General features: G+C 74.8%; 22 protein-coding genes. 9 read left to right on the forward strand and 13 right to left on the reverse strand.

Translation table 11 applies throughout. The features are described from left to right. Positions 1–18: 18 nt before the first annotated feature. From ACR807_RS08590 to ACR807_RS08600, 3 genes are all read left to right on the forward strand, one after another. A complete protein-coding gene (locus ACR807_RS08590; RefSeq protein ID WP_438920676.1) occupies positions 19–177 on the forward strand; it encodes a SapB/AmfS family lanthipeptide in 159 nt (52 codons plus the stop codon). A 134-nt stretch (positions 178–311) separates the two neighbouring features. Continuing rightward, positions 312–1904 carry an ABC transporter ATP-binding protein gene (locus ACR807_RS08595; protein ID WP_438920677.1) on the forward strand — a complete coding sequence of 531 codons (1593 nt, stop codon included), beginning with the start codon at positions 312–314 and terminating at the stop codon, positions 1902–1904. Continuing rightward, positions 1901–3598, forward strand: coding sequence for an ABC transporter ATP-binding protein (locus ACR807_RS08600; protein WP_438920678.1), 1698 nt, complete (start codon positions 1901–1903; stop codon positions 3596–3598). The genes ACR807_RS08595 and ACR807_RS08600 overlap by 4 nt, the downstream gene beginning before the upstream one ends. Before the next feature lie 118 nt (positions 3599–3716). Here the strand turns inward: ACR807_RS08600 and ACR807_RS08605 are convergent, their stop codons facing one another. Beyond that, positions 3717–4220: a DUF3145 domain-containing protein gene (locus ACR807_RS08605; RefSeq protein ID WP_438920679.1), complete on the reverse strand. Its 504-nt coding sequence runs from the start codon at positions 4218–4220 to the stop codon at positions 3717–3719. A 353-nt stretch (positions 4221–4573) separates the two neighbouring features. Between ACR807_RS08605 and ACR807_RS08610 the strand changes: the two genes are divergently transcribed. Next, positions 4574–5821 carry a hypothetical protein gene (locus ACR807_RS08610; RefSeq protein ID WP_438920680.1) on the forward strand — a complete coding sequence of 416 codons (1248 nt, stop codon included), beginning with the start codon at positions 4574–4576 and terminating at the stop codon, positions 5819–5821. A gap of 5 nt (positions 5822–5826) precedes the next feature. On the opposite strand, the gene ACR807_RS08615 is transcribed toward ACR807_RS08610, so the two are convergent. From ACR807_RS08615 to ACR807_RS08630, 4 genes are all read right to left on the reverse strand, one after another. Then, positions 5827–6198 (reverse strand): hypothetical protein, encoded by a 372-nt coding sequence (locus tag ACR807_RS08615; protein WP_438920681.1) that lies wholly within the window; start codon positions 6196–6198, stop codon positions 5827–5829. A gap of 171 nt (positions 6199–6369) precedes the next feature. Beyond that, positions 6370–7725 carry a dihydrolipoyl dehydrogenase family protein gene (locus ACR807_RS08620; RefSeq protein WP_438920711.1) on the reverse strand — a complete coding sequence of 452 codons (1356 nt, stop codon included), beginning with the start codon at positions 7723–7725 and terminating at the stop codon, positions 6370–6372. A gap of 54 nt (positions 7726–7779) precedes the next feature. Further along, positions 7780–8346, reverse strand: a complete 567-nt coding sequence (locus ACR807_RS08625; RefSeq protein ID WP_438920682.1) for a TetR/AcrR family transcriptional regulator — start codon at positions 8344–8346, stop codon at positions 7780–7782. 276 nt (positions 8347–8622) lie between these two features. Next, complete coding sequence (locus ACR807_RS08630) at positions 8623–9294, reverse strand: hypothetical protein (RefSeq protein ID WP_438920683.1); 672 nt, start codon at positions 9292–9294, stop codon at positions 8623–8625. Positions 9295–9454: 160 nt separating this feature from the next. On the opposite strand from ACR807_RS08630, the gene ACR807_RS08635 reads away from it, so the two are divergent. Together ACR807_RS08635 and ACR807_RS08640 are read left to right on the forward strand one after the other, a co-directional pair. Next, positions 9455–9898: a MarR family winged helix-turn-helix transcriptional regulator gene (locus ACR807_RS08635; RefSeq protein ID WP_438920684.1), complete on the forward strand. Its 444-nt coding sequence runs from the start codon at positions 9455–9457 to the stop codon at positions 9896–9898. Between the two features lie 99 nt (positions 9899–9997). After that, complete coding sequence (locus ACR807_RS08640; protein WP_438920685.1) at positions 9998–12250, forward strand: HelD family protein; 2253 nt, start codon at positions 9998–10000, stop codon at positions 12248–12250. Here the strand turns inward: ACR807_RS08640 and crcB are convergent. From crcB to ACR807_RS08655, 3 genes are read right to left on the reverse strand one after another with little or no spacing between them, the layout of a single operon-like run. Beyond that, a complete protein-coding gene (gene crcB, locus ACR807_RS08645; protein WP_438920686.1) occupies positions 12240–12572 on the reverse strand; it encodes a fluoride efflux transporter CrcB in 333 nt (110 codons plus the stop codon). The two genes, ACR807_RS08640 and crcB, sit on opposite strands and share 11 nt — an antisense overlap. Next, positions 12569–12922, reverse strand: coding sequence for a fluoride efflux transporter FluC (locus ACR807_RS08650; RefSeq protein ID WP_438920687.1), 354 nt, complete (start codon positions 12920–12922; stop codon positions 12569–12571). Before ACR807_RS08650 ends, crcB begins: the two co-directional genes overlap by 4 nt. Beyond that, positions 12912–13349, reverse strand: coding sequence for a MarR family winged helix-turn-helix transcriptional regulator (locus tag ACR807_RS08655; protein WP_438920688.1), 438 nt, complete (start codon positions 13347–13349; stop codon positions 12912–12914). Before ACR807_RS08655 ends, ACR807_RS08650 begins: the two co-directional genes overlap by 11 nt. A gap of 613 nt (positions 13350–13962) precedes the next feature. On the opposite strand from ACR807_RS08655, the gene ACR807_RS08660 reads away from it, so the two are divergent. Continuing rightward, the gene (locus ACR807_RS08660; protein ID WP_438920689.1) at positions 13963–14769 is read left to right on the forward strand and encodes an SAM-dependent methyltransferase; all 807 of its coding nucleotides are present in this window, start codon (positions 13963–13965) and stop codon (positions 14767–14769) included. A gap of 6 nt (positions 14770–14775) precedes the next feature. Next, complete coding sequence (locus ACR807_RS08665) at positions 14776–16824, forward strand: EAL domain-containing protein (RefSeq protein ID WP_438920690.1); 2049 nt, start codon at positions 14776–14778, stop codon at positions 16822–16824. 215 nt (positions 16825–17039) lie between these two features. Here the strand turns inward: ACR807_RS08665 and ACR807_RS08670 are convergent, their stop codons facing one another. The 5 genes from ACR807_RS08670 to ACR807_RS08690 form a co-directional block, all read right to left on the reverse strand. Then, entirely contained in the window at positions 17040–18407 is a 1368-nt protein-coding gene (locus tag ACR807_RS08670) for an NAD(P)(+) transhydrogenase (Re/Si-specific) subunit beta (protein WP_438920691.1), read from the reverse strand. Continuing rightward, entirely contained in the window at positions 18404–18679 is a 276-nt protein-coding gene (locus ACR807_RS08675; protein ID WP_438920692.1) for an NAD(P) transhydrogenase subunit alpha part 2, read from the reverse strand. The genes ACR807_RS08670 and ACR807_RS08675 overlap by 4 nt, the downstream gene beginning before the upstream one ends. Continuing rightward, positions 18676–19773 carry a Re/Si-specific NAD(P)(+) transhydrogenase subunit alpha gene (locus ACR807_RS08680; RefSeq protein ID WP_438920693.1) on the reverse strand — a complete coding sequence of 366 codons (1098 nt, stop codon included), beginning with the start codon at positions 19771–19773 and terminating at the stop codon, positions 18676–18678. Before ACR807_RS08680 ends, ACR807_RS08675 begins: the two co-directional genes overlap by 4 nt. A 119-nt stretch (positions 19774–19892) precedes the next feature. Then, positions 19893–21044 (reverse strand): nitric oxide synthase oxygenase, encoded by a 1152-nt coding sequence (locus tag ACR807_RS08685; protein WP_438920694.1) that lies wholly within the window; start codon positions 21042–21044, stop codon positions 19893–19895. 200 nt (positions 21045–21244) lie between these two features. Beyond that, positions 21245–22345, reverse strand: coding sequence for an FAD-dependent monooxygenase (locus tag ACR807_RS08690; RefSeq protein WP_438920695.1), 1101 nt, complete (start codon positions 22343–22345; stop codon positions 21245–21247). A gap of 62 nt (positions 22346–22407) precedes the next feature. On the opposite strand from ACR807_RS08690, the gene ACR807_RS08695 reads away from it, so the two are divergent. Further along, positions 22408–22992, forward strand: a complete 585-nt coding sequence (locus ACR807_RS08695; RefSeq protein ID WP_438920696.1) for a TetR/AcrR family transcriptional regulator — start codon at positions 22408–22410, stop codon at positions 22990–22992. Positions 22993–22996 lie beyond the last annotated feature (4 nt).

Below are 22996 nucleotides of genomic sequence, written 5' to 3' on the forward strand. Positions count from 1 at the left end.
GAGAGCAAGGAGCAAGTCATGGACTTCATCCTCGACATGCAGGACCTCGAGACCCCCGAGGCCCAGTCCAACGCGATGGCCAGCGGCGGCAGCAGCGGCGGCGGCTCGACCACGGCGTCCAACGCCTCGCTGCTGCTCCCGTGCAGCCACTCCACCGTGAGCCTGATCCTCTGCTGATCACGCCACCACGTGGTGCCCGGTGAGCGGCGCAGGCGAAGTGCGCCGCTCACCGGACTTCTCCTCCGCGGGGGTCCGACGGTTCGCGCCGTCGGGCCCCCGCACACATGATGCGCCCTCCCAAGGAGACCCGGATGCTGCTGTCCTCGGTCGTGCGCCGCGACCCGCGCTGGCTGCTGCTGGCGCTCAACGCGCTGCTGGCCACCGCGGCGGGGCTGCTGCTGCCGACCGCGCTGGCCGCCGCGGTGGACGCGGCGCTGGCCGGGCGGCTCGACGGCGGCACGGTGCTGCGGCTGGCCGGCCTGGCGGGCGTGGAGCTCGTGGGCGACGCGATCGGCGTGGTGCTGGCGGCCTCGATCACCGCGCGCGGCGCGGCGTGGCTGCGGGCCAGGCTGACCGGGCACCTGCTGGCGATCGGGCACCCCGCGCGGTTCGAGGCGGGCGACGCGGTGAGCCGGGTGACCGGCGACTGCGCCATCGCGGGCGGCGTCCCGGTGCTCGCGGTGAACCTGGGCATCTCGGTGTTCACGGCGGTCGGCGCGGTCGTCGCGCTGGCGCTGCTGGACTGGCGGCTGGCCGCGGTGTTCCTGCTGAGCGTGCCGCTGGCGGCGCTGCTGGTGCGCTCGCACCTGCGGCTGACCGCCGAGGACGTGGCGACCTACCAGGAGGTGTCCGGCGAGCTGTCCGCGCGGCTCGTGGACGCGGTGGGCGGGCTGCGCACGATCGCCGCCTCCGGTCGCGCCGACCAGGAGGCCGAGCGGGTGCTGCGGCCCCTGCCGAGGCTGGCGGGCGCCGGCGTCGGCATGTGGCGCACCCAGGCGCGGATGATCTGGCGGGCCGGGCTGCTGCTGCCCGCCGTGGAGCTGGCCGTGCTGACCGCCGCCGGGTTCGGCGTGGTCGCGGGCCGGTTGAGCGTCGGCGACGTGCTGGCCGCGCTCGGGTACGTGGCGCTGGGGATGACGGTGGTCGGGCAGACCGCCCTGCTGACCGCCCTGCAACGGGCGCGGGCGTCCGCGGCGCGCCTGGAGGAGGTGCTCGACACGCCCGTCCCGGCCGCCGGGCCGCCGGGCTCGGCGCCGCCCGGCGAGGTGTCGCTGCGCGGGGTCTGCGTGCCGGGCGCGCTGCACGACGTGGACCTGACCGTGCCGGCGGGCGCGTTCGTCGCCGTGGTGGGCCGGTCGGGCGCGGGCAAGTCGGCGCTGGCCGCGGTGGTCGGCGGGCTGGCCGCGCCGTCCTCGGGCGAGGTGCGGCGCGGCGGGTCGGTCGGCTACGCCTTCGAGCGGCCCGCGCTGGTCGGCGCGACGGTCGCCGACGCGGTCCGCTACGGCACGGACCTCGACGACGGCGCGGTGGAGGCCGCGTGCCGCGCCGCCCAGGTGCACGACGTGGTGGTGCGGCTGCCCGCCGGCTACGCGACGCCGGTGCCGGACGCGCCGATGTCCGGCGGCGAGGCGCAGCGGCTGGGCCTGGCCCGCGCGTTCGTCCGCGACCCGGCGGTGCTGGTGCTGGACGACGCGACGGCGAGCCTGGACGTGGTGACGGAGAACGCCGTGGAGACGGCGGTGGAGACGGCGCTGCCGGGGCGGACGCGGTTCGTGGTGACGCACCGGGCGTCGACCGCGCGGCGGGCCGACCTGGTGGTGTGGCTGGACGGCGGTCGGGTGCGCGCGACGGGCGCCCACCGGGACCTGTGGGACGACGACGAGTACCGGGCGGTGTTCGGATGACCTACCTGCGGGCGTTGCGCGAGCAGCGGCGCGGCATCGCGGTGCTGCTCGGCTGGTCGGTGCTGGAGGGCGTGCCGGCGCTGCTGGGCGGGCGGCTCGTCGGGCTCGCCGTGGACCGCGGGTTCGCGGCGGGGCGCCCGTGGGTGGGCGTCGGCTGGCTGCTGGCGTTCGCGGCGCTGGCGGTGCTCGGCGGGTTCGGGCTGCGGCAGGTGTTCACCCGGTTGGGCGCGGTGGTCGAGCCGCTGCGGGACGCGCTGGTGCGCCAGGTGGTGCGCGGCGTCCTGCACGGCGGCACGCACGCGCGGCAGCCGGACGCGAGCGCCGTCGCCCGGATCACCCGGCACGTCGAGGTGGTGCGCGACGCGACCGCGGGCGTGCTGGTGCAGGCCCGCGCGCTGCTGGTGACGACGACGGCGGCGCTGGTCGGGCTGGCCGCGACGGTGTCGTCCCTGGCCTGGCTCGTGGTGCTGCCGGTGGTGGCGGCGCTGGTGCTGTTCGGCCTGCTGCTGCCGTCCCTGGCGCGCCGCCAGCGGCGGCTGGTCATGGCCGACGAGACCGCCGCGACGGTGGCCGGCACGGTGTTCCTGGGCGTGCGGGACGTGGTGGCGGTCGACGGCGCGCGGCACGCGCTGGCCGACGTGGTGGAGCAGGTCGACCGGCAGGCGGCGGCGACCGTGCGGATGGCGTGGTCGACGGCGCTGCGCGGCGTGGTGATCGCGCTCGGCGGGTTCGCGCCGCTGGTGCTGCTGCTGGTCGTCGCGCCGGGCATGGTGCGCTCGGGCGAGCTGACGGCGGGCGGGGTGCTGGCCGCGGTCGTGTACCTGAGCACGAGCGTGCAGCCCGCGCTGCGGCGGTTGGCGGACACGACGAGCACGGTGGTGCTGCGGCTGGTGGTGGCGCTGCGGCGGCTGGCCGAGGCCGCCCCCCCGCCCCGGGTGGTGGGCGGTGACGCCGAACCCGCCGGGCACGCCGTGGAGCTGCGCGGCGTCACGTTCGGCTGGGGCGCCGGCGCCGAACCCGTAGTGCGCTCGCTGGACCTGGTGCTGCCGGAGGGGTCGCACCTCGCGGTGGTGGGGCCGAGCGGCATCGGCAAGTCGACGCTGGCGGGCCTGGTGACCGGCCTCGTCGAACAGCAGGGGGGCGAGGTCCTCTTCGGCGGCGCGCCCGTGCGGTCGGTGGTGGCGGAGGTGCGGCACCGGCGGATCGCCCTGGTGCCGCAGGAGACGTACCTGTTCACCGGCACGGTGCGGGAGAACCTCGCGCTGCTCGCGCCGGACGCGTCGGACGCCGCGCTGCTGGAGGCGGTGTCCGCGGTCGGCGCCGCCGACGTGCTGGCCCGGCTGGGCGGGCTGTCCGGCCAGGTCGGGCACGCGGGCGGCGGGCTGTCGGCCGGCGAGGCGCAGCTGCTGGCCGCCGCGCGGGTGCACGCGTCGGCGGCCGACGTGGTGATCCTGGACGAGGCGACGTCGTCGCTGGACCCGGCGGCGGAGGCCGTGGTGGAGCGGGCCTTCGCGGAGCGCGGCGGCACGCTGGTGGTGATCGCGCACCGGCTGTCGTCGGCGCTGCGGGCGGAGCGGGTGCTGGTGATGGACGGCGGCCCGCCGCTGCTGGGCGGCCACGACGAGCTGATGGCCTCCTCGCCGCTCTACCGGGACCTGATGGCGGCCTGGCAGCCCGCACCGGCGGCCGGCTAGCCGCCGTTCCGTCCACAGAGGACCGGAAGGCCGGGGGCGCGCTGCTCCGGACGGGTCCCGCCGGGGCGGGGACGACCGGCCTCGCGGCACCGGGCGAGCGGTGCCGCGAGCCGGCGGCTCACCCGACGCGGTGCAGCCAGGTGACCGGGGCGCCGTCCCCCGCGCGCCGGAAGGGCTCCAGCGCGTCGTCCCAGGCGGCGCCGAGGATCTCGTCCACGCCGTGCGCGAACGACTCGCCACCGCGGCTGCGCGCCGCCAGGGCGCGCAACTGGTCCTCGGACACGACGATGTCGCCGTTGGCGCTCGTGCGGGCGTGCCACAGGCCCAGCACGGGCACGAAGCAGTACCGCACGCCGTCCACGCCCGGACTCGGGTCCTCCGTCACCTCGAACCTGAGCATCGGCCACGCCCTGAGGGCGGACACGAGTCTGGCCCCGGTGCCGGCGTCGCCGGTCCAGTTGCATTCGGCGCGCAACTGCCCTGGTGCGGCGGGCTGCGCCGCCCACTTGAGGTCCGCTCGCTCACCGAGGGTGCCCGAGATAGCCCACTCGACGTGCGGACAGACCGCAGACGGCGACGAGTGGACGTAGACCACGCCACTGGTGCTGCCACGGGTGCTCACAGCTGACCTCCGCTACTCGACGAGGGACGTCTTCCCCTACGACCTCTCGAGAACAGTGGTGATCTCGTGAATTCCCGACCCGGCCATTCTGCCCGGTGCGGCGGCGGTCCGCCAGAAGAACCAGCCCGTTCCTCGTGCGGGCGGTGCGGATACAGGACTTTCGACCCTAAATCGCGGACACCGCGCCCCTTCCGGGGGCGTCGGGGGTCACCTTCCGAGATCGTCCCGACACGCCCGCGTGATCACCGGGCGCCCGGTGACGGCCGTCACGGACGGCCGACACCCGGTCCGCGCGCAGCCGGCCGGCCCCCTGCGGCGCTACCGTGTCCGCCCGTGTGGAACGGTGTGGTCTTGTGCGGCTGATCCGGCTCGGGAGCGAACCGTCCGCGGTCGGCGCGGACGTGCGCGCCGCCCTGAGCACGTGGGGCACGGGCGGCGCGGTCCTCGGCGGCGTCGCGCTGCTCGGCGTGCGCCCCCCGGACTGCCCGCGCGAGCTGGACGCCGTCGTCGTGCTGCCGCGCGGGGTGCTCGTGGTGGTCGGCGTCGACCTGCCCGACCCGGCGGTGCGCCTGGAGGCGCCGCTCAACGGCCCGTGGACGATCGACGGCTGGCAGCTGACCCGCACGGACGGCGTGCTCAGCCCGGCCGGCGAGGCCCTGGCCGCGACCACCGCCGTCGCCAAGCGCATCCAGGACATGCGCGGCGAGCCGCTGCCGGTGACCACCGTGGTGGCCGTCGGCCCGTACGTCGGCCACGTCGTGCAGCCGTCCGCGGACCTCAACCGGGGCGTGCGCGTGCTGCACCCCAAGCCCACCACCCTGCTGGCCGCCGCGCGCGAGCTGGCCACCAGCGACCGGCCCTGCTCGGCCGACCACGCGGCCAAGCTCCTCGCCGTGCTCGCGCCGACCGGCGTGCCGCCCGCGCGCCGCGACCTGGTCGCCGAGGGCTTCTCCGACGCCGCCGCCGACCTCGCCTCGGCGAGCACCATGCTGCTGCCGAGGATCGCGCCGGCCTCGCCGCGCCGCCGGTGGCTGCCCTACGCGGCCGCCGTCGTGGTCGTCGCGCTGCTGGTCGCGGGCCTCGTCGTCACGCTGTCGTCGGGCGACGCCGCCGAGCACAGCGGGCCCGCCGACCGGACGCCGCAGCCGACCACGGTCGTCGTCGACGGCCGCAGCTTCTCGCCGCGCGGCGCGGACCGCGCCGAGGACTGCGCCGCGCACGCGTTCGGCGACGTCCGGGCGTGGCTGGGCGGGCACGTGTGCATGCAGCTGCGGCGCGCCCAGTACGAGACCTCGGTGGACGGCCGCAAGGTCGGCGTCGCGCTCGCCGAGCTGAGCCTGCCCGACGCCTCGCGCGCGGTCGAGCTGCACGCGGTGGCCTCGGCGGCGGGCGCGGGCGGCGTCACCGCGCTGGTCAAGGAGGGCAGGGGGTGGCCGGGCGGTCCCGCGTCGTTCGACCGCTCCGCGATCCGCGCGGTGGCGAAGGGCGCGCAGGTGCGCATCGCCCAGGCGGTGTGGGTCGAGGGCGACTCGGACGCGGCGGACGCCGAGCTGGGCCGGCTCGCCGAGCAGGCGCTGCGGCTGCCCGCCGTCCAGCAGTAGGGGCCCTACCGGCCCGTCCGGGCCATGCCGACGGCGATCAGCCCGAACGCCACGTGCAGCACGATCACCAGGCCCGCCACCGCGCTCACCGACTCCGTGCCCGGCTTCCCCGCCAGCGCGCCCAGCGAGAACAGCCACCCGCCGACCGCCACCGCGAACCCGGTGAGCAGCACCGGCTGCGGCACGTGGGCGAGGCACAGCAGGGCGTGCGACCGCGCGCGCAGCAGCGTGTGCAGCACGACCGGCACGACGAGGAACCCCGGCAGGTGGACCGCGATCGGCGCCCAAGAGGGGCCGCCGGGCAGGAACGTCGTGGCGATGACGAAGGCGCACCAGAGCACCGCGCCGATCGCGAGAGCCACGGTTCCTCGGGTCACCAGCGCAGTGTAATGACGCTGGGTCGCACTTCTGCGGAAGAGACGCAGGATGGCGGCAAGGCTCGTACGGCAGTCGGCGCAGCCCGACCACGGTGTGATGACCCACGGTGTACCCGCTGTGGCCGTTCGGGTGAATATGCGCGCTTCCCCTGCGGTGACAGCGGGTTCCGGCTAGAGGCCGTACGCCTCCAGCAGCCGCAGCCACACCTCGCTGATCGTCGGGTAGGCGGGGACCGCGTGCCACAGCCGGTCCACGGTCACCTCGCCGACGATCGCGATGGTCGCCGCGTGCAGCATCTCGGCCACGTCCGGCCCGGCGAACGTGACGCCGACGAGGGTCCGCTTGCGCTCGTCCACGACCACCCGCGCCTTGCCCCGGTAGCCGTCGGCGTGCAGCGAGGAGCCCGCCACGGCGATGTCCAGGTCGACGACCCGCACGTCGAGCCCGGCCCCGCGCGCCTGCGCCTCGGTGAGGCCGACGAACGCGACCTCCGGGTCGGTGAACACCACCTGCGGCACGGCGGCGTGGTCGGCGGTGGCGACCGGGGCCGTCCACGGCTCGGGGTCCACCGCGCCGGTCACGATGGCGGTACCGACCGCGCGGGCGGCGTACTTGCCCTGGTGGGTGAGCAGCGCGCGACCCGTGACGTCGCCCGCCGCGTACAACCAGTCCACTCCGGACACCCGGCCGGTGTCGTCGACCGGGAGCGCCTCGCCCGCCTCGAAGCCGAGGTCCTCCACGCCCAGGTCGAAGGTCGCGGGCCGCCGGCCGGTCGCGACCAGCAGGTGCGCGCCGGACACCGTCTCGCCGGTGGACAGCTCCAACCCGGTGCCGCCGTCCGTTGTGGACACCCGCACCGCGCGCGCGTCCAGGACGACGCGCACGCCGTCCTCGCGCAGCCCCTCGGCGACGAGGTCGCCCGCGAACGCCTCGAACTTCGGCAGCGGCCGTGCACCGGACACCACCAGGGTCACCGAAGACCCCAGGCGGGCCCACGCCTGCGCCATCTCCACGCCGACGACGCCGCCGCCCAGCACCACCAGCGAGGCGGGCACCTCCTGCGCCGAGGTCGCGTCGCGCGACGTCCAGTACGAGCCCAGCCCCGGCAGGTCCGGCACGCGCGGCACGCTGCCCGTGCACACGACGACGGCGCGCGACGCGGTCAGCACCCGGCCGTCGACGGACACCCGCCGCTCACCGGCCAGGCGCCCGTGCCCGCGCACGACGGTCAGCCCGGCGCCCTCGGCCCACGCGACCTGGCCCGAGTCGTCCCAGTCGGAGGTGAAACCGTTGCGCCGCTTGAGCACCGCGGCGGCGTCGAGCGCGTCGCCCACCGGCACGCCCGGCACGCGGCGGGCGGCGGCGAGCGCGTGACCGGGGCGCAGCAGCGCCTTGCTCGGCATGCACGCCCAGTACGAGCACTCGCCGCCGACCCGTTCCGCCTCGACCAGCGCGGTGCGCAGGCCGCCCGCGGCGGTGCGGGCAGCGGCGTTCTCGCCCACCGGGCCGCCGCCGATCACGATCACGTCGAAGTCGTCGCTCACCGCACCACCCCACACCACCCGGGGCGGCGCGGCAAGTCACGCCGGGTCGAACACTCCCGCGAGCATCTTCAGGATCACGCCGTCCGCGGTCCGCAGGACCACCGGCCGCTCGTCGGGCTCCACGCGCTCGGCGAGCTTGTAGAGGGAGTCCGCGGTCTGCGCGGCCATCCTGAAGGTCAGCGTCACCGGCGCGTCGCCGCGCACCGCGAACCGGCCGAGGAACAGGTCGCGGAGCCGTTCGGCCATCAGCTCGTACTGGTCGACCGAGGAGTCGAGGCGGTGCCCGTCGAGCAGGTCGCTGAACCGCACCCGCCCGAACCCCGGCAGCTCGACCAGCATGCGCATGTAGACGGCGACGACCTGCTGCACCGCTTCCCGCCAGGTGGGGGCCAGCTGACCCTCGGTGAACAGGGTCTGCACCCGCCCCAGGTACTCCTCCATGCCGCGCAGCGCCAACGCGTGCACGACAGAACGCTTGTCCGGGAAGTATTGGTAGAACGATCCAATTGGCACGCCTGCCAGCTCGACGATCCGGGCGGTGGTGATGTCGTCGTAGTCGTAGTCGTTGAGCAGCGTCGCGCAGGCATCGACAATCGCGGTCACCGTGGCGGCCCCGCGCTGCTGAACGGGCTGACGCCGCATCACCTTGGCTAAGCGGTTTTCGGCGGGATTTTCATGCACGCACTCATCTTGATGGATACGGACCGGTAAGCCCAAACAGACGATTCCGGAATGTGATGTGAGTACTACTCGCTTTACTCCGCCGCGACCGGTCCGGGACTGCCCCCGGGCGCGAATCTTGCGGAAAGCGGCGGTAATTGTTGGGGTGCAGAACTAATTTCCCACAACGGTGCGCCGGACCGCGAATCGGCGGACTGCTCAGCGTGCCGCGCGCGGGGACGGGACCGGTTCCGGCAGGTCACCGGCCGTGTCGAACGGGTGCGGCCGTTCAGCGGAGGCGACGCGGACGATCGGCGTCCGCGCGGGGCGCGGCGGTCGGGTGAGGTACGGGGCGACCAACCGGGCGAGCGCGAGGCCCGGTGCGACGAGCGGGACGACCGCGGACAGCGCCACCGCCGTCGCACCCGCGCGCGCCACGTCCTTCGGGATCACCACCACCCGGTCGACCACGAACGCCCGCCGCCCGGGGATCGACACCAGGCCCATCACGGCCAGGAAGACCGCCAGCGCGAGCAGCGCCCACTTCACCGCGTCGTACCCGACGTCCTGCGCGGCGGCCATCACGGCGAGCCAGCCGAGGGGCGCCGACGCCTGCCGCCGCGGGCTCGTCATCGCCCACAGCAGGCCGCCCACCGCGGCCAGCGGACCGGTGCGCCCGGAGCACCACGCCGCCGCCGCGTCGAGCCACCCCGTCGGCAGCCCCGCCCAGCGCGCCGGCAGCACGTCCAGCGGGCTCGGCGCGCCGGACACCTGGCCCACCACCCACGCCCCCGACCAGACCGACACGACGACCGTGAACGCGAGCTGCCACCTCGGGCGGTCCACCGCGGCACGGGCGAGCCCCACCAGCTCCTGGCGCTGTTCCCTCACACCTCCACAGCGTGCCGGGTGATCGACGGGCCCGTGCCCGATTTCACCCGCGTGCCCGACCACACCCCTCGTCGGGCGGCACGGCCCTCACCCGGCGTGCCGAAGTGCCGCCGCGCTCGGACGCCCGAGCGGACGACGCGGGGTTCATATGATTGCCCCCATGAGCGTGGAGCGGCTGAGACGACACCCGAGCTACCTCATGCTCCAGCTCACCAAGCGGGCCCGGCGCATCTCGGCCGACCTGGTCGACGACGGCCTCCGCCACATCCACGTGGCCGTGCTCTGGCAGCTCGTGGACGGCGGCCCCGCCTCGCAGCGGCAGATCAGCGACCGGCTCGGCGTGGACGCGAGCGACCTGGTGACCCTGGTGGACGACCTGGAGCGGCTCGGCCTCGCCGCCCGGCTGCGCGACGCCCGGGACCGGCGGCGCTACTCGGTGCACGTGACCGCCGCGGGCGAGCGGGCGCTGCGGCACCGGCTGGAACTCGCGGAAGAGGTGGAGGACCGGTTGTTCGCCGCACTGGACGCCGCCGAACGCGCCCACCTGGCCGACCTGCTGGTGAAGTCGTTCCTGCACCACGAGCAGGGGCGTGTAGTAGATTAGACGTTCTGCGCGCGCGACCAGCGCAGGAAACCGTCACGACGAGCTGTCAGCCGAATGCGACGCAGCCTGATAAACCACGCTATCCAGAAATGAGGCACGTTGTCAAGCCCCTCCGATGACCTCCGGCTCGCGGAAACCGAGTCGGAGCAGGAATACGTGTCGATGCTGTACGGCAGGCTGGACGACCTCCGCGAACAGAGCTCGAAGCGCCTGGCCGGCGCGCTTCGGCAAACCGGCGGGACCCACCAGATGCGCTCCGAGCGGGACACCTCGGTGGCCATGTACTCCGACCAGCTCGCGCAGTACAGCGCGGTGGAGAACGGGCTGTGCTTCGGCCGGCTCGACTTCCACACCGACGACCGCTTCTACATCGGCCGGATCGGCTTGTTCGACGAGGACAAGGAGTACGAGCCGCTGCTGATGGACTGGCGGGCGCCCGCCGCCCGCCCGTTCTACCTGGCCACGGCCGCCGCACCGGACGGCGTGCGCCGGCGGCGGCACCTGCGGACCAAGCAGCGCAAGGTCGTCGGCTTCGACGACGAGCTGCTCGACATCAGCTCGGTCGACCCGAACCGGCCGTCGGAGGGCCTGACCGGCGAGGCGACCCTGCTGGCCGCGGTGAACGCGAGCCGCACCGGGCAGATGGGCGACATCGTCGCCACCATCCAGGCCGAGCAGGACCGGATCATCCGCACCGAGCTGAACGGCGTGGTCGTCGTGCAGGGCGGTCCGGGTACCGGCAAGACGGCGGTCGCGCTGCACCGCGCCGCCTACCTCCTCTACACGCACCGCCGCCAGCTGGCGAAGCGCGGCGTGCTGGTGGTCGGCCCGAACGCGACGTTCCTGCGCTACATCGGGCAGGTGCTGCCGTCGCTGGGCGAGACCGGCGTGCTGCTGTCCACGGTGGGCGAGCTGTTCCCCGGCCTCACCGCGGTCGGCCGCGAACCCGCCGAGGTGGCCGCCCTCAAGGGCCGCGTGGAGATGGCGGACGTGGTGGCGCACGCGATCAAGGACCGGCAGGAGGCGCCGAGCCTGGTCGAGGTGCCGTTCGACCAGGACGTGCTGCGGCTGGACCGGCGCACGATCTCCGACGCCCGGGGCCGCGCCCGGCGCACCCGCCGCCCGCACAACGAGGCGCGGCGGACGTTCCAGCGCGAGATCATCTCCGCGCTGGCCTCGCAGGCGGTGTCCCGGCTGGGGCGGCACCTCCTCGACCAGGCCGACGTGGACGACATCCGGCGCGAGCTGCGCGAGGACCCGAAGGTGCAGGCCACCGTCGAGCGGCTGTGGCCGACCCTGTCGCCGCAGCAGCTGCTGGAGGACCTGTTCGCGTCGCCGAAGCTGATCGCCAAGGCCACCCCGAAGCTCTCCCCCGCCGAGCGCGCCCTGCTGCACCGGCCGCGCGGCACCGAGTGGACGCCCGCCGACGTGCCGCTGCTGGACGAGGCCGCGGAGCTGCTCGGCGAGGACGACACCGAGGCCAAGGCCCGCGCGGAGCGCCAGCGGCGGCAGGCCGTCGACTACGCGCAGGGCGTGCTGGACATCCTCGACCTGGAGGACGACGCCGACCCGGACATCCTCATGGCGACCGACCTGGTCGACGCCTACCGGCTGGCCGAGCGGCACGGCGCGGAGCGCTACGAGACCGCGGCCGAGCGCGCGGCGGCCGACCGGACGTGGACGTTCGGGCACGTCATCGTGGACGAGGCGCAGGAGCTGTCGGCGATGGCCTGGCGCACGCTGATGCGGCGCTGCCCGTCGAAGTCGATGACCGTGGTGGGCGACATCGCGCAGACCGGCGACATCGCGGGCGCGTCGTCGTGGGACCAGGTGCTCTCGCCGTACGTGATGGACCGCTGGAAGCTCACCGAGCTGACCGTGAACTACCGGACGCCGTCGGAGATCATGGCGGTGGCGGCGGACGTGCTGGCCTCCGTCGACCCCGACCTGGTGCCGCCGACCTCGGTGCGCGACAGCGGTTTCCCGCCGTGGAGCCTGCGCGTGCCGACGCCCGCCGAGGTCCTGCCGACGCTGGTGGAGAAGGAGATCACCGCGATCGGGGACGGCAAGCTCGCCGTGATCGTGCCCGCCGCGTCGGTCGGGGAGCTGCGCGAGGCCGTGCCGGGCGCCTCGGACGACCTGGACGCGCAGGTCGTCGTGCTGGGCGTGGTGGACGCGAAGGGCCTGGAGTTCGACTCGGTGCTCGTGGTCGACCCCGCGGGCATCCTCGCCGAGTCGCCGCGCGGGGCGAGCGACCTGTACGTGGCGCTGACCCGGGCCACGCAGCGACTGGGCGTCGTGCACACCGACGAGCTGCCCGACGTGCTGGAGCGGCTCGCCCCTACCGGCTGAGCGCGTGGCCGAGCGCGGCCGCCGCCACCCCCGCGACGAGGTTGGCGGCCGCGTTCGCGAGGGCCTTCGGGTACCGGCCCTGCTCGACGAGGGTCACCGTGTCCTGGCTGAACGTGCTGTAGGTCGTCAGGCCGCCGCACAGGCCGGTGCCAACCAGCGCGGTCAGCGCCGGGGACGAGCCGGCCACGCAGCCCAGGGCGAACGAGCCCACGACGTTGACCGCGAGGACCGCCCACGGGAAGTCGCCGCGCAGCAGCCTGGTGGTCAGGTACCTCAGGACGGCGCCGGTCGCGGCCCCCGCGAAGACGAGCAGCGCGGTCACCGGAGCGCCCGCCGGGTGAGCGCGGCGGCCAGGCCGGTGGCGGCGAAGGCGAGCAGCGGGGTGCCGAGCAGGTAGGCGAACGCGGGCGGGCCGTCGAGGTGGAGCGCGTCGAGGGCGTACGCGGAGAACGTGGTGAAGCCGCCGAGCGCGCCGACGCCGAGGAACGGCCGGGCGAGCGGGTGCAGGCGCGGCGCGAGGGCGAGCAGCACGCCGATCAGGGCGCAGCCGACGACGTTGACGACGAGCGTGCCGACGGGGCCGGGCAGGGCGAGGGACGCGCCGTACCGGGCGAGGCCGCCGAGGCCGCCCCCCAGCGCGACGGCCGCGAGCACGTGGCGTTCAGCTGGCACGCAGGTGGTCCACCAGGTGGTCGAGGGCGGCGAGGGCGCGGACCACGTCGTCGCGCTCGCCCGGCTCCAGCCGGTCCAGCGCGGACCCGATGCGCTTCTCGTGCGCGGCCTGCCAGACGGCGAGCTGCTCGTGCCCCCCGGGCGTCACCGACAGCAGGGCCACCCGCCGGTCGGCCGGGTCGCCGCCGCGTTCGACGAGGCCGCCCTCGATGAGCTGGCCGACGAGGCCGCTGACCGTGTTGGGCGCCAGGCGCAGCTCGGCGGCCAGGTCGCCCACGCGCATGGGCGGGCGTTCGGCGAGCGTCTGGAGGAGCTCGACCTGTGCCATCGGGAGGGAGTCCCACGGCCATTCCGACCGGATGCTGGTGCGCAGTGCCCGACGCAGTCTGGTGACCACGTCCGTGAGCAAGCGTGCCTCGTCTGACATGCGCGAATGGTACTTCCTGGGCTTGTATCGGAATCCGAGACAACGGGGTGGCGACCCGGTCGGCGGGGCGGTCCCGCACCGCTGCGGCGGGCGGTCGGACGGGCCGTGCGGGCGCCGTCCGAAGTGGACCGGACCGGCCGGGCGCGCGCTCGTTTCAGCAGGTTGCCGGCCGACTCCCCGGCGTCCCCGCGCTCGACGCCGAGGGGCCCGCCGGCGGTCGCGCGACGGGGTGGCGGCGGCGTCGGAACGGTGCTCCGGGGCAACGCCGCGGCGTCCACTCCTCGGGACGGCGGGGGTTCCGGCACCGCGTCGGGGGTGCCTCCGGCCGCCCTCCGGCGCCGGCTCGACCACACCGGGCGGACACGCCGCCCCTCCACTCGGGTGACACCTGTTCAGGTGAGGGCAGGTGGCCTTCCGGGGAGCGCCGCCGTGGTCCGGTCGTCGCGCGCACCGCGGACCTCGGGTCACGGGCGCGGCCGGTGGTACTCGCCGTCGTCGTGCCCCGGCGCGCCTGTACGCCGATCGGGGACAAGCGGTCGCAGCCCCTGCCCAGGGGTCGGGCACGTCGGTAACCTCGCCCCCGCGGGGACACCGGCACACGGGAGAGGGAGCGGTGGCGCAACGGCTGGGCTGGGTCCCGGACCACGTGGACGTCGAGCTGCCGAGCGCGGCCCGGCTGTACGACTACCTGCTCGGCGGCGGCCACAACTTCGCCGCCGACCGCGAGCTGGCGGAGCGGTTCGTCCGGGCGCAGCCGAACGCCCGCACGATCGCCCGGCTCAACCGCTCGTTCCTGCGCCGCGCCGTGCTGCACCTGGTCGGCGCGGGCGTGCGGCAGTTCCTCGACCTCGGCTCCGGCATCCCGACCGTGGGCAACGTGCACGAGATCGCGCAGCGGGCCGACCCGGCGTGCCGCGTGGTCTACGTGGACTTCGAGGACGTGGCCGTCGCGCACAGCCGGATGATCCTCGAGGACGACGAGCGGGCCACGATCCTCCAGGAGGACCTGACCGACCCGGACGCCGTGCTGGATGCCGCGCGCGGCACCGGCCTGGTCGACTTCGCCGAACCGCTCGGCGTGCTGGCCGTGGGCGTCTTCCACTTCGTGCCGCCGGAGAAGGACCCGGCGGGGGTGGTCGCCGCCTACCGCGACGCCGTCGTCCCCGGCAGCTTCTTCGCGTTCTCCCAGTTCACGGCGGACCTCCAGCCCGAGGAGACGGCCCGGGTCGTCGAGGTGATGCGCCGCAGCGCCAACCCGGTGTTCCCGCGCACGCACGAGGAGATCACGGCGCTGTTCGCCGGTTTCGACGTCGTCGAGCCCGGGATCGTGCCGCTGCCCCGGTGGCGGCCGGAGGAGGGCGCGGCCGAGGAGGACGCCGACCGGGCCGGGATCTTCGCCGGGGTGGGTCGCAAGAGGTGAGCACCGGTGTCGCCGCCCGTTAGGACGAGGCGGCAGGAGATCGCGCGCGCCTGGATGCGGGCGGTGTACCCGACCGCCTACGTCCCGCTCTCGCCCGTCGAGATCGAGCTGTTCCTGCTGGAGCAGGTGGACGTGATCGCCGACGCCGTGCAGGCCGACCCCTTCACCGCCGACCCGGTCGACGTCGTCGGGCACCGGTTGGTGCGCGCGCACTTCACCGGCCCGAAGACGCTCCAGCGGACCGTGGACGTGCTGGGTCACGCCCTGCTGTTCACCCCGGAGCTGCGCGACGTGCCCGCGCTCCCGGAGAAGGTCGTGGCGATCCTGGGCAGCCTCGCCGCGAGCTTCGCCACCGCGATGCGGCTGGACGCGTTCGACCAGCAGGAGGAGATCAAGCGGGCCCTGGTCTTCGGCAAGCGGCGCGCGGAGCGCGGGCTCCGGGCCAGCGAGGCGCGGTTCCGCGAGGTGTTCGAGACGGTCGCGACCGGCATGGTGGTCGCCGACCTCGACGGCACCTGCGTGCAGGCGAACGCGGCGCTGGCCGAGATGCTCGACCTCGACCGGTCCTCGCTGCCCGGCACGCCGCTGGCCGGGCTGTTCCACCCGGAGGACGCCGAGGCGCTCGCGGCGAGGTACCGGGCGGTCGCGGCGGGCGGCGTGGAGCGGTTCCGCGAGCGGCGGCGGCTGCGGCGCGCCGACGGCGAGCCGGTGTGGGCGCACCTGGCCGTGTCGCTGCTGCGCGACGAGGACGGGCGGCCCGCGTACCACGTGACGATGGCCGACGACGTCAGCGAGCTGCACCTGCTCCAGAAGAACCTGGACCACCAGCTGCTGCACGACTCGCTGACCGGCCTGGCGAACCGGCAGCTGCTGGCCGGCCGGCTGGAGGCGCTGCACGGTTCGACGCCCGGCGGGATCACCCTCTACCACCTGGACCTCGACGCGTTCTCGCTGGTCGACAACGGGTTGGGGCACGCCGCCGGCGACCGGCTGCTCCAGGAGGTCGCGCGCAGGCTGGAGGCGGTCGTGGCCGAGGAGAAGGCGCTGGTGGCGCGGGTCGGCGACGACGAGTTCGCCGTCCTGGTCGAGAACTCGCCCACCACGCCGGCCGTGCCCGACCTGGTGGAGCGGTTCAACGAGGCGCTGGCGCGGCCCGGCGAGGGCGGGGTGGCGCTGCCCGCGTGCACCGGGGTGGTCGACCGGCCGGCGGCGGGCTGGGACGTGGCCGAGGTGCTGCGCGCGGCGAACGCGACCGCGCGGCGGGCCAAGGCGTGCGGCACGCGGCAGTGGCAGACCTACGACCGGCACGAGGACCAGCGGACCCGGCGGCGGCAGGCGACGGCCGCGCGGATGCCCGGCGCGCTCGCCGACGGGGAGCTGGAGGTGTGGCACCAGCCCGTGGTGGCCCTGGCCGGCGGGGGGCTGCTCGGCCACGTGGTCCGGGTCCGCTGGCCGCTCCCGGACGAGGACCTGGGGCACGACGAGTGCGTGGCGCTGGCCGAGGCCGGCGGGTTGACGTTCGAGCTGGGCCGGTGGTCGATGCGCGAGGCGGCGGGCGAGGTGACCGGGGCGTCCGGCGCGCTGCACGTCGTGCTGTCGCCCACCCAGTCCCGCGACGAGGACCTGGTGCGCACGGTCAAGCGGACGCTCGACGAGACCGGGCTGCCCGCGGAGCGGCTGCGGGTCTTCCTGGACACCCGGTCGGTGCTCGCGGGGTACGGCGAGGACAACGCGCAGGTGCTGCGGGACAACGGCATCGCCACCGGTCTCGCCGGGTTCGACGGCGGGCAGGCCGAGCTGGCGCTGCTGGCGGAGCTGCCCGTGGACGCCCTGCTGCTCGACCCGTCGGTGGTGCGCCGGCTCGCCGACCGGCCCGGGTCGTTCCTGCACCGGGCGACGACCGACCTGGTCGCGCTGCTCCGCGACACCGGCGTGTCCGTCCTGGTCCCCGACGTCGCCACCGCCGAGTCCGCCGCGTGGTGGGCGCGGGCCGGTGCGGACGCCGCGTTCGGCGACCACCTCGGCCCACCCGTCCCCGGCTACGACCTCCCCTGACCCACCCGAGAGTCCAACCCCCAGGCCCCGAGAGTCCAACCCCCGGGTCCCGAGAGTCCAACGCCCAGGCCCGGTGAGTTCTTCGTTCGGGCCGACCGGTCGGTATGCGGAACGCGGAACTCAGGGGTCCTGGGCGTTGGACTCTCGGGGCTTGAGCGTTGGACTCTCGGGGTCTGGGCGTTGGACTCTCGGGGTCTGGGCGTTGGACTCTCGGGTCAGACTTGTTTCACCGCGGCGAGGAGCTTGGTCAGCGAGTCCTTCGCGTCGCCGAACAGCAGCGTGGTCTTGGGGTTGTAGAGCAGCGCGTTGTCCACGCCCGCGAAGCCCGGCCGCATCGAGCGCTTCATGAACACCACGGCCTTGGCGCGGTCCACGTCGAAGATCGGCATGCCGTAGATCGGGCTGGACGGCTCGTCGCGCGCGCCGGGGTTGACCACGTCGTTCGCCCCGACGACCAGCACCACGTCGACGCTGCCGATGCCCGGGTTGACGTCGTCCAGCTCCTTCAGGTGCTCGTACGGCACGTCGGCCTCGGCCAGCAGCACGTTCATGTGCCCCGGCATCCGCCCGGCGACGGGGTGGATGCCGTAGTCCACGGCGATGCCGCGCCGCTCCAGGACCTGCGCCAGCTCCCGCGCGGCGTGCTGGGCCTGCGCCACGGCCAGGCCGTAGCCGGGCACCACCAGCACCGAGTGGGCGTAGCCGAGCAGGATGGCGACGTCCTCCACGGTGCCGGAGCGCACGGTGCGCTGCTCCCCCGACACCGCGGCCACCGCGGTGGCCTTGAACGCGCCGAACAGGATGTTGGCCAGGGAACGGCCCATCGCCTGCGCCATCAGCCGGGTCAGGATCGTGCCGGACGCGCCGACGAGCGTGCCGGAGACGATCAGCAGCGTGTTGGCCAGCACGTAGCCCGACGCCGCCACGGCCAGGCCGGTGAACGCGTTGAGCAGCGAGATCGCGATCGGCACGTCCGCGCCGCCGACCGGCAGCACGAACAGCACGCCCAGCGCGAGCCCCGCGAGGGCCAGCAGCAGGAGCAGCGCGCCGCTCCCGGTGACCACGACCAGCACCGCCAGCACCGCGCTCACCGCCGCCGCGCCGATGCCGAGCACCCGGCCGGCGGGCAGCAGCACGGGCCGCGTCGTCATGACCTCCTGGAGCTTGAGGAAGGTGACGACGCTGCCGGAGAAGCTGACCGAGCCGATCAGCACGGTGAGCGCGGTGGCGACCTGGAACAGCACCGCCCCGTCGGTCACCTCCAGGAACTCGGCGAGCGCGACCAGGGCCGCCGCCGCGCCGCCGACGCCGTTGAACAGCGCCACCATCTGCGGGACGGCGGTCATCCGCACCGAGCGCGCGGCCGGGACGCCGACGGCGACGCCCGCCGCGACGGCCAGCGCGATGAGCACCCCGTTGTGGACCGCGCCGTGGGCGAACGCCACGACCACCGCCAGCGCCATGCCCGCCGCGCCGACCAGGTTGCCCGCGCGGGCGTACCTCGGCGTGCTCAGGCCCTTGAGCGCCAGCACGAAGCACACGGCGGCGACGAGGTACGCCAGCTGCACCCAGGTGGGGGTCACCGCCGGTGCCCCTTGAACATCTCCAGCATCCGGTCGGTCACCACGAACCCGCCCACGACGTTGACCGTGGCCAGGAAGACCGCCGCGAGGCCGAGCGCGACCTCCAGCGGGCCCTCCGCGCGCCCGGTGATGAGGACCGCGCCGACCAGGATCACGCCGTGGATGGCGTTCGCGCCGGACATCAGCGGCGTGTGCAGGATGGTGGACACCTTCGACACGACCTCGAAGCCCACGAACACGGCGAGCACGAAGATCGTCAGCAGGTCGATCACGGCAGCTCCCCCCTCAGCTCGCCCGCGTGGGTCAGGCAGCAGCCGCCCAGCACCTCGTCGTCGAGGTCGGGCCGCACCTCGCCGTCCCGGGTCATCATCAGCAGCAGGTTGGCGACGTTGCGCGCGTAGAGCTTGCTGGCGTGCGCCGGCATGGTGCTGGGCAGGTTGCGCGCGCCGAACACGAGCACGTCGCCCACCCACGTGTCCTCGCCGGCGACGCTCGCGGCGACGTTGCCGCCCGACTCGGCGGCGAGGTCGACCACGACCGAGCCGGGGGCCATGGCCTTGAGCATGTCCGTGGTGACGAGCACGGGCGCGGTGCGGCCGGGGACGGCGGCCGTGGTGATCACCACGTCGGAGGCGGCGACGCGCTCGGCGATCAGCTCGCGCTGCCGCTCCAGGAACGTCTCGGACTGCGCCCGCGCGTAGACGCCGTCCTGGGTCTCCAGGTCCAGCTCGACGAACTTCGCGCCGAGGCTGCGGACCTCCTCCGCGGCGGCGGCGCGCACGTCGTACGCCTCGACGACCGCGCCGAGCCGCCGCGCCGTGGCGATGGCCTGGAGGCCGGCCACGCCCGCCCCGAGCACCAGCACCTTGGCGGGCGGGACGGTGCCCGCGGCGGTGGTGAACATCGGCAGGAACCTCGGCAGGCGGTGCGCGGCCTCCACGACCGCGCGGTAGCCCGCCACGAGGGCCTGGGAGGACAGGGCGTCCGCCGACTGCGCCCGGGTGACCCGGGGCAGCAGGTCGAGGCTGAACGCGGTGACGCCGCGGTCCCTCAGGACCGCGACCAGCTCCGGTTCCTGCCTCGGCTGGAGGAAGCTGATCGTGATGTCGCCCTCCCTCAGCCGCGCTGCCTCGGCCGGGGTGGGGGGTTGGACGGAGATGACGACCTCGGCGCGACCCGCCGGGTGGTCGGGCGTGGTGCTCGCGCCGGCCGCGCGGTAGGCGGCGTCCGGGGCGTGGGCGCGCGCGCCCGCCCCGGCCTGCACGTCCACCGCGAGACCGGCACCGATCAGCGTGGTCACCGTTTCCGGTAGACCGGCGACGCGGCGCTCGGCGGGCCGCGACTCTGCGGGTATGCCGACTCTCACGGAGAGTCACCCTAGTCCGCCCAAGGTGATCTACACCACACTTACGGCCGTATTTCAACCGTATGTACGTCTTGCTGCACTCCGACCAGCAGCCGGCGTCCGGCGGCCGGTGCCCGGCGTCAGTGGATGACCGGGCAGACCCCCGTGGTGTCGCCGGGGAAGAAGTTGGGCAGCAACTCCTCCTCGTCGTAGTACCGGTGGAAGACGCTCGTGACGCCGCTCGACATCGGCGGCACGATCCACGTCCAGTCGGCCGGGCACTTGCGGCCCGCGGCCTCCTCCTTCCTGATGTGCGTGAGGAAGCGGTCGGACTCGGTGTGGTGGTCGGTGATGGTCACGCCCGCCTCGGCGAACGAGTGCAGCACCGCGCGGTTCAGCTCGACCAGCACGCGGTCCTTCCACAGCGACTGCACGTTGGCCGTGTCCAGGCCCATCCGCCGGCCCAGGTAGGGCAGCAGGTCGTACCGGTCGGTGTCGGCGAAGTTGCGCGCGCCGATCTCGGTGCCCATGTACCAGCCGTTGAACGGCGCGGCCGGGTAGTCGACGCCGCCGATCCGCAGCCGCATGTTGCTGATGGCGGGCACGGCGTGCCAGCGCAGCCCCAGCTCGGCCAGCCACGGGAACTCGGGGTGCGTGATCGGCACCTCCATCACCGCGTCGCGCGGGATCTCCACCAGGCACGGGTCGGCGTCCTCGCGCTCGACGACCAGCGGCAGGACGTCGAACGGCCCGCGCCGCGCCGGCGGTCGCCAGCCCATGTCGAGGGCCTTCCCGGTGAGCGCGAGGTTGCGGCGGTCGCCGAGCACGCCCCCGTCCGCGCCCTCGTAGCCCGCGTAGCGGATCAGCTGCTCGTTGACGACGCGCGGACCGGGTCGACCGGGCTCGTCGGGCGCGAACACGGTGATCACCGGGCGGACCCGGCCGCCGTTGCCGGCGAGCCTGAGGTGCTCGACGCACTCGTCGGCGACCTCCTTGGGGTCGCGCAGGTCCCGCAGGTCGCGCACCTTCAGGCTCCGCCAGTACAGGCGACCGATGCACCGCGCGCTGTTGCGCCACGCGACCCGGGCGCCGAACGCCAGCTCGGCGGCCGTGTGGCGGTACGTCCCCGTGGCCGCGATCTCGGCGTGCACCTCGGCCAGGCGGTGTTCCACCGGGCCGAGGTCGGGGTGCTCGGAGTGGTGCAGCCGGATGAAGTCGTCGGCCTCCGCGAGGTCGACGACGGGCTCGCGCAGGGAGATGGCTTCAGCCGGACACGAGGGGACGGGGGCCATGGCGGGACACCGTAGTTGCACTTTCGAGGAAGGTGAACCGCCGTGCCGGGCACTCGGCGGGAGTACAGCCTGGAGTCAGGACCACACTGTGAGTGCTTGATACCTCGAAAGAGTGACGCAGACTGGGAAAACGAGTGATATTCGATTGTTACATGCTCGAATCGCGGGAGTTATCTGTGATATCTGTCACCGTGAATATTTCACCTATCGGGTGAGAGGTCCGGGGCCGTCCAGCGGAGGAACCGCGCCATCCCGCGCAGGGCCACCGCGTCGGGCACGGCGCGCATCGCCGCGTCGCGCACCGCCACCGCGACCGGGTTGCGCAGCCGGTGCCCCACCCGGCCCGCCGCCCGGGACGCCCGCGCGACGGCCTGCGTGCGGGGGCGGCGCACCCGGTCGTACTCCGCCAGGGCGGTCGGCAGGTCGTGGCGCGCGCAGAGCGCGGCGAGCACCACGCCGTCCTCGATCGCCATGCACGCGCCCTGCCCGAGGTACGGGGTCATCGCGTGCGCGGCGTCGCCGAGCAGCGCCACCCGGCCGCGCACGTAGGTCGGCAGCGGCGCGCGCAGCTCCTGGACGTCGTGCCGCAGCACGGCGTCCGGCGGCGTGGCGTCGAGCACGGCCGGGATCGGGTCGTGCCAGTCGCCGACCAGCCGCCGCACCTCCCCCAGCTCGTCGTCGGCACGGCCGCCGGGGGGCGCGACCGTCGCCGCGTACCAGCACACCCGGCCGTCGCCGAGCGGCAGCACGCCCGCCTCGGTGCCCGGCCCGAGCGTCTGGCTGATCCCCAGGTCGGCCGGGAAGCGGGCCGCGCCGACCCCGCGCCACGCCGTCGTGCCCGTGTGGACCGGGCCGGGGTGGTCGGGGAACAGCGCCCGCCGGAGGCCGCTGCGGATGCCGTCTGCGGCCACCACGAGGTCCGCGTCCAGGTCCTCCGCCGACCGCACCTCGGCGTCGGTGACCAGGCACGCCGGGGGCAGCGCCGAGCGCAGCACGCGGTGCAGGTCCGCCCGGTGCACGGCCACCACGTGCTCCGGCCGCCCGGCGTCCACGTGCGTCAGCGGCCGACCGCGCGGGTCGAGGACCCCGCCCGCCACGCGCGGCGTGCCGATCCGCCGCACCTCGTCCGCCAGGCCGAGCGCGGCCAGCGCGCCCAGGGCGTTGGGCATGATCCCGATGCCCGCGCCCACCTCGCCGAACCCGGCCGCCCGTTCGAGGACGACCACCTCCCAGCCGACCGCCCGCAACGCCACCGCCGCGGTGATCCCCCCGAGGCCGCCGCCCACCACCGCTGCCTTCACGTCCCCCACCTTCTACACCTGTAGATACGGTTACTCTACACCCGTAGAGGGAGGACGCACCCGTGACCGAGCGCATGGCCGTGCTGGCCGACGCCGCCATCCACCTCGTGGCCACGCGGGGGATGCGCGGGCTGACCCACCGGGCCGTGGACGCCGAAGCGGGCGTGCCGCTCGGGTCCACGTCGGCGTACTTCCGCACGCGCAAGGCGCTCGTCGAGGGCGTCGTGCGGCGGCTGGCCGAGCTGGACGCGGCGGAGGTGGCCGAGGCGGGTGCCGACGTGCCCCGGGAGCCCGACGAGCTGGCCGAGGCCCTCGCGCGGGTCCTGGACGCCTGGATGACGGTCGGCCGGGAGCGAACCCTGGCCCGCTACGCGTGCCTGCTGGAGGCCACCCACCACCCGGAGCTGCGCGGCGTCCTGGCCCACGGCGAACGCCTGCGCGAGCAGGCGCGGGACCTGCTCGCCGCCCTCGGCGCGACCGAACCGGAGCGGCGCGGGCGCGAGCTGGTGGCGTTCGTCGACGGCCTGCTGTTCGACCGGCTGGTCGGCGCGGGGGCGCTCGGCGCGCCCGAACCGGGCACGCCGGAGAGCCGCGCCGAACTGGCCCTGGCCCTGCGCGCGGCGCTGCGCGGTGTGCTGGGCGGGTGAGGGA

This window comes from Saccharothrix sabaoui (assembly GCF_051756985.1).
In the GTDB taxonomy this organism is placed as follows: Bacteria; Actinomycetota; Actinomycetes; order Mycobacteriales; family Pseudonocardiaceae; genus Actinosynnema.

Coding starts and splice junctions, on each gene's coding strand:
- ACR807_RS08600 (WP_438920678.1), top strand. CDS start 1,901: ATGACCTACCTGCGGGCGTTGCGCGAGCAGCGGCGCGGCATCGCGGTG.
- ACR807_RS08655 (WP_438920688.1), bottom strand. CDS start 13,349: ATGTCAGACGAGGCACGCTTGCTCACGGACGTGGTCACCAGACTGCGT.
- ACR807_RS08595 (WP_438920677.1), top strand. CDS start 312: ATGCTGCTGTCCTCGGTCGTGCGCCGCGACCCGCGCTGGCTGCTGCTG.
- ACR807_RS08685 (WP_438920694.1), bottom strand. CDS start 21,044: ATGGCCCCCGTCCCCTCGTGTCCGGCTGAAGCCATCTCCCTGCGCGAG.
- ACR807_RS08635 (WP_438920684.1), top strand. CDS start 9,455: ATGAGCGTGGAGCGGCTGAGACGACACCCGAGCTACCTCATGCTCCAG.
- ACR807_RS08590 (WP_438920676.1), top strand. CDS start 19: ATGGACTTCATCCTCGACATGCAGGACCTCGAGACCCCCGAGGCCCAG.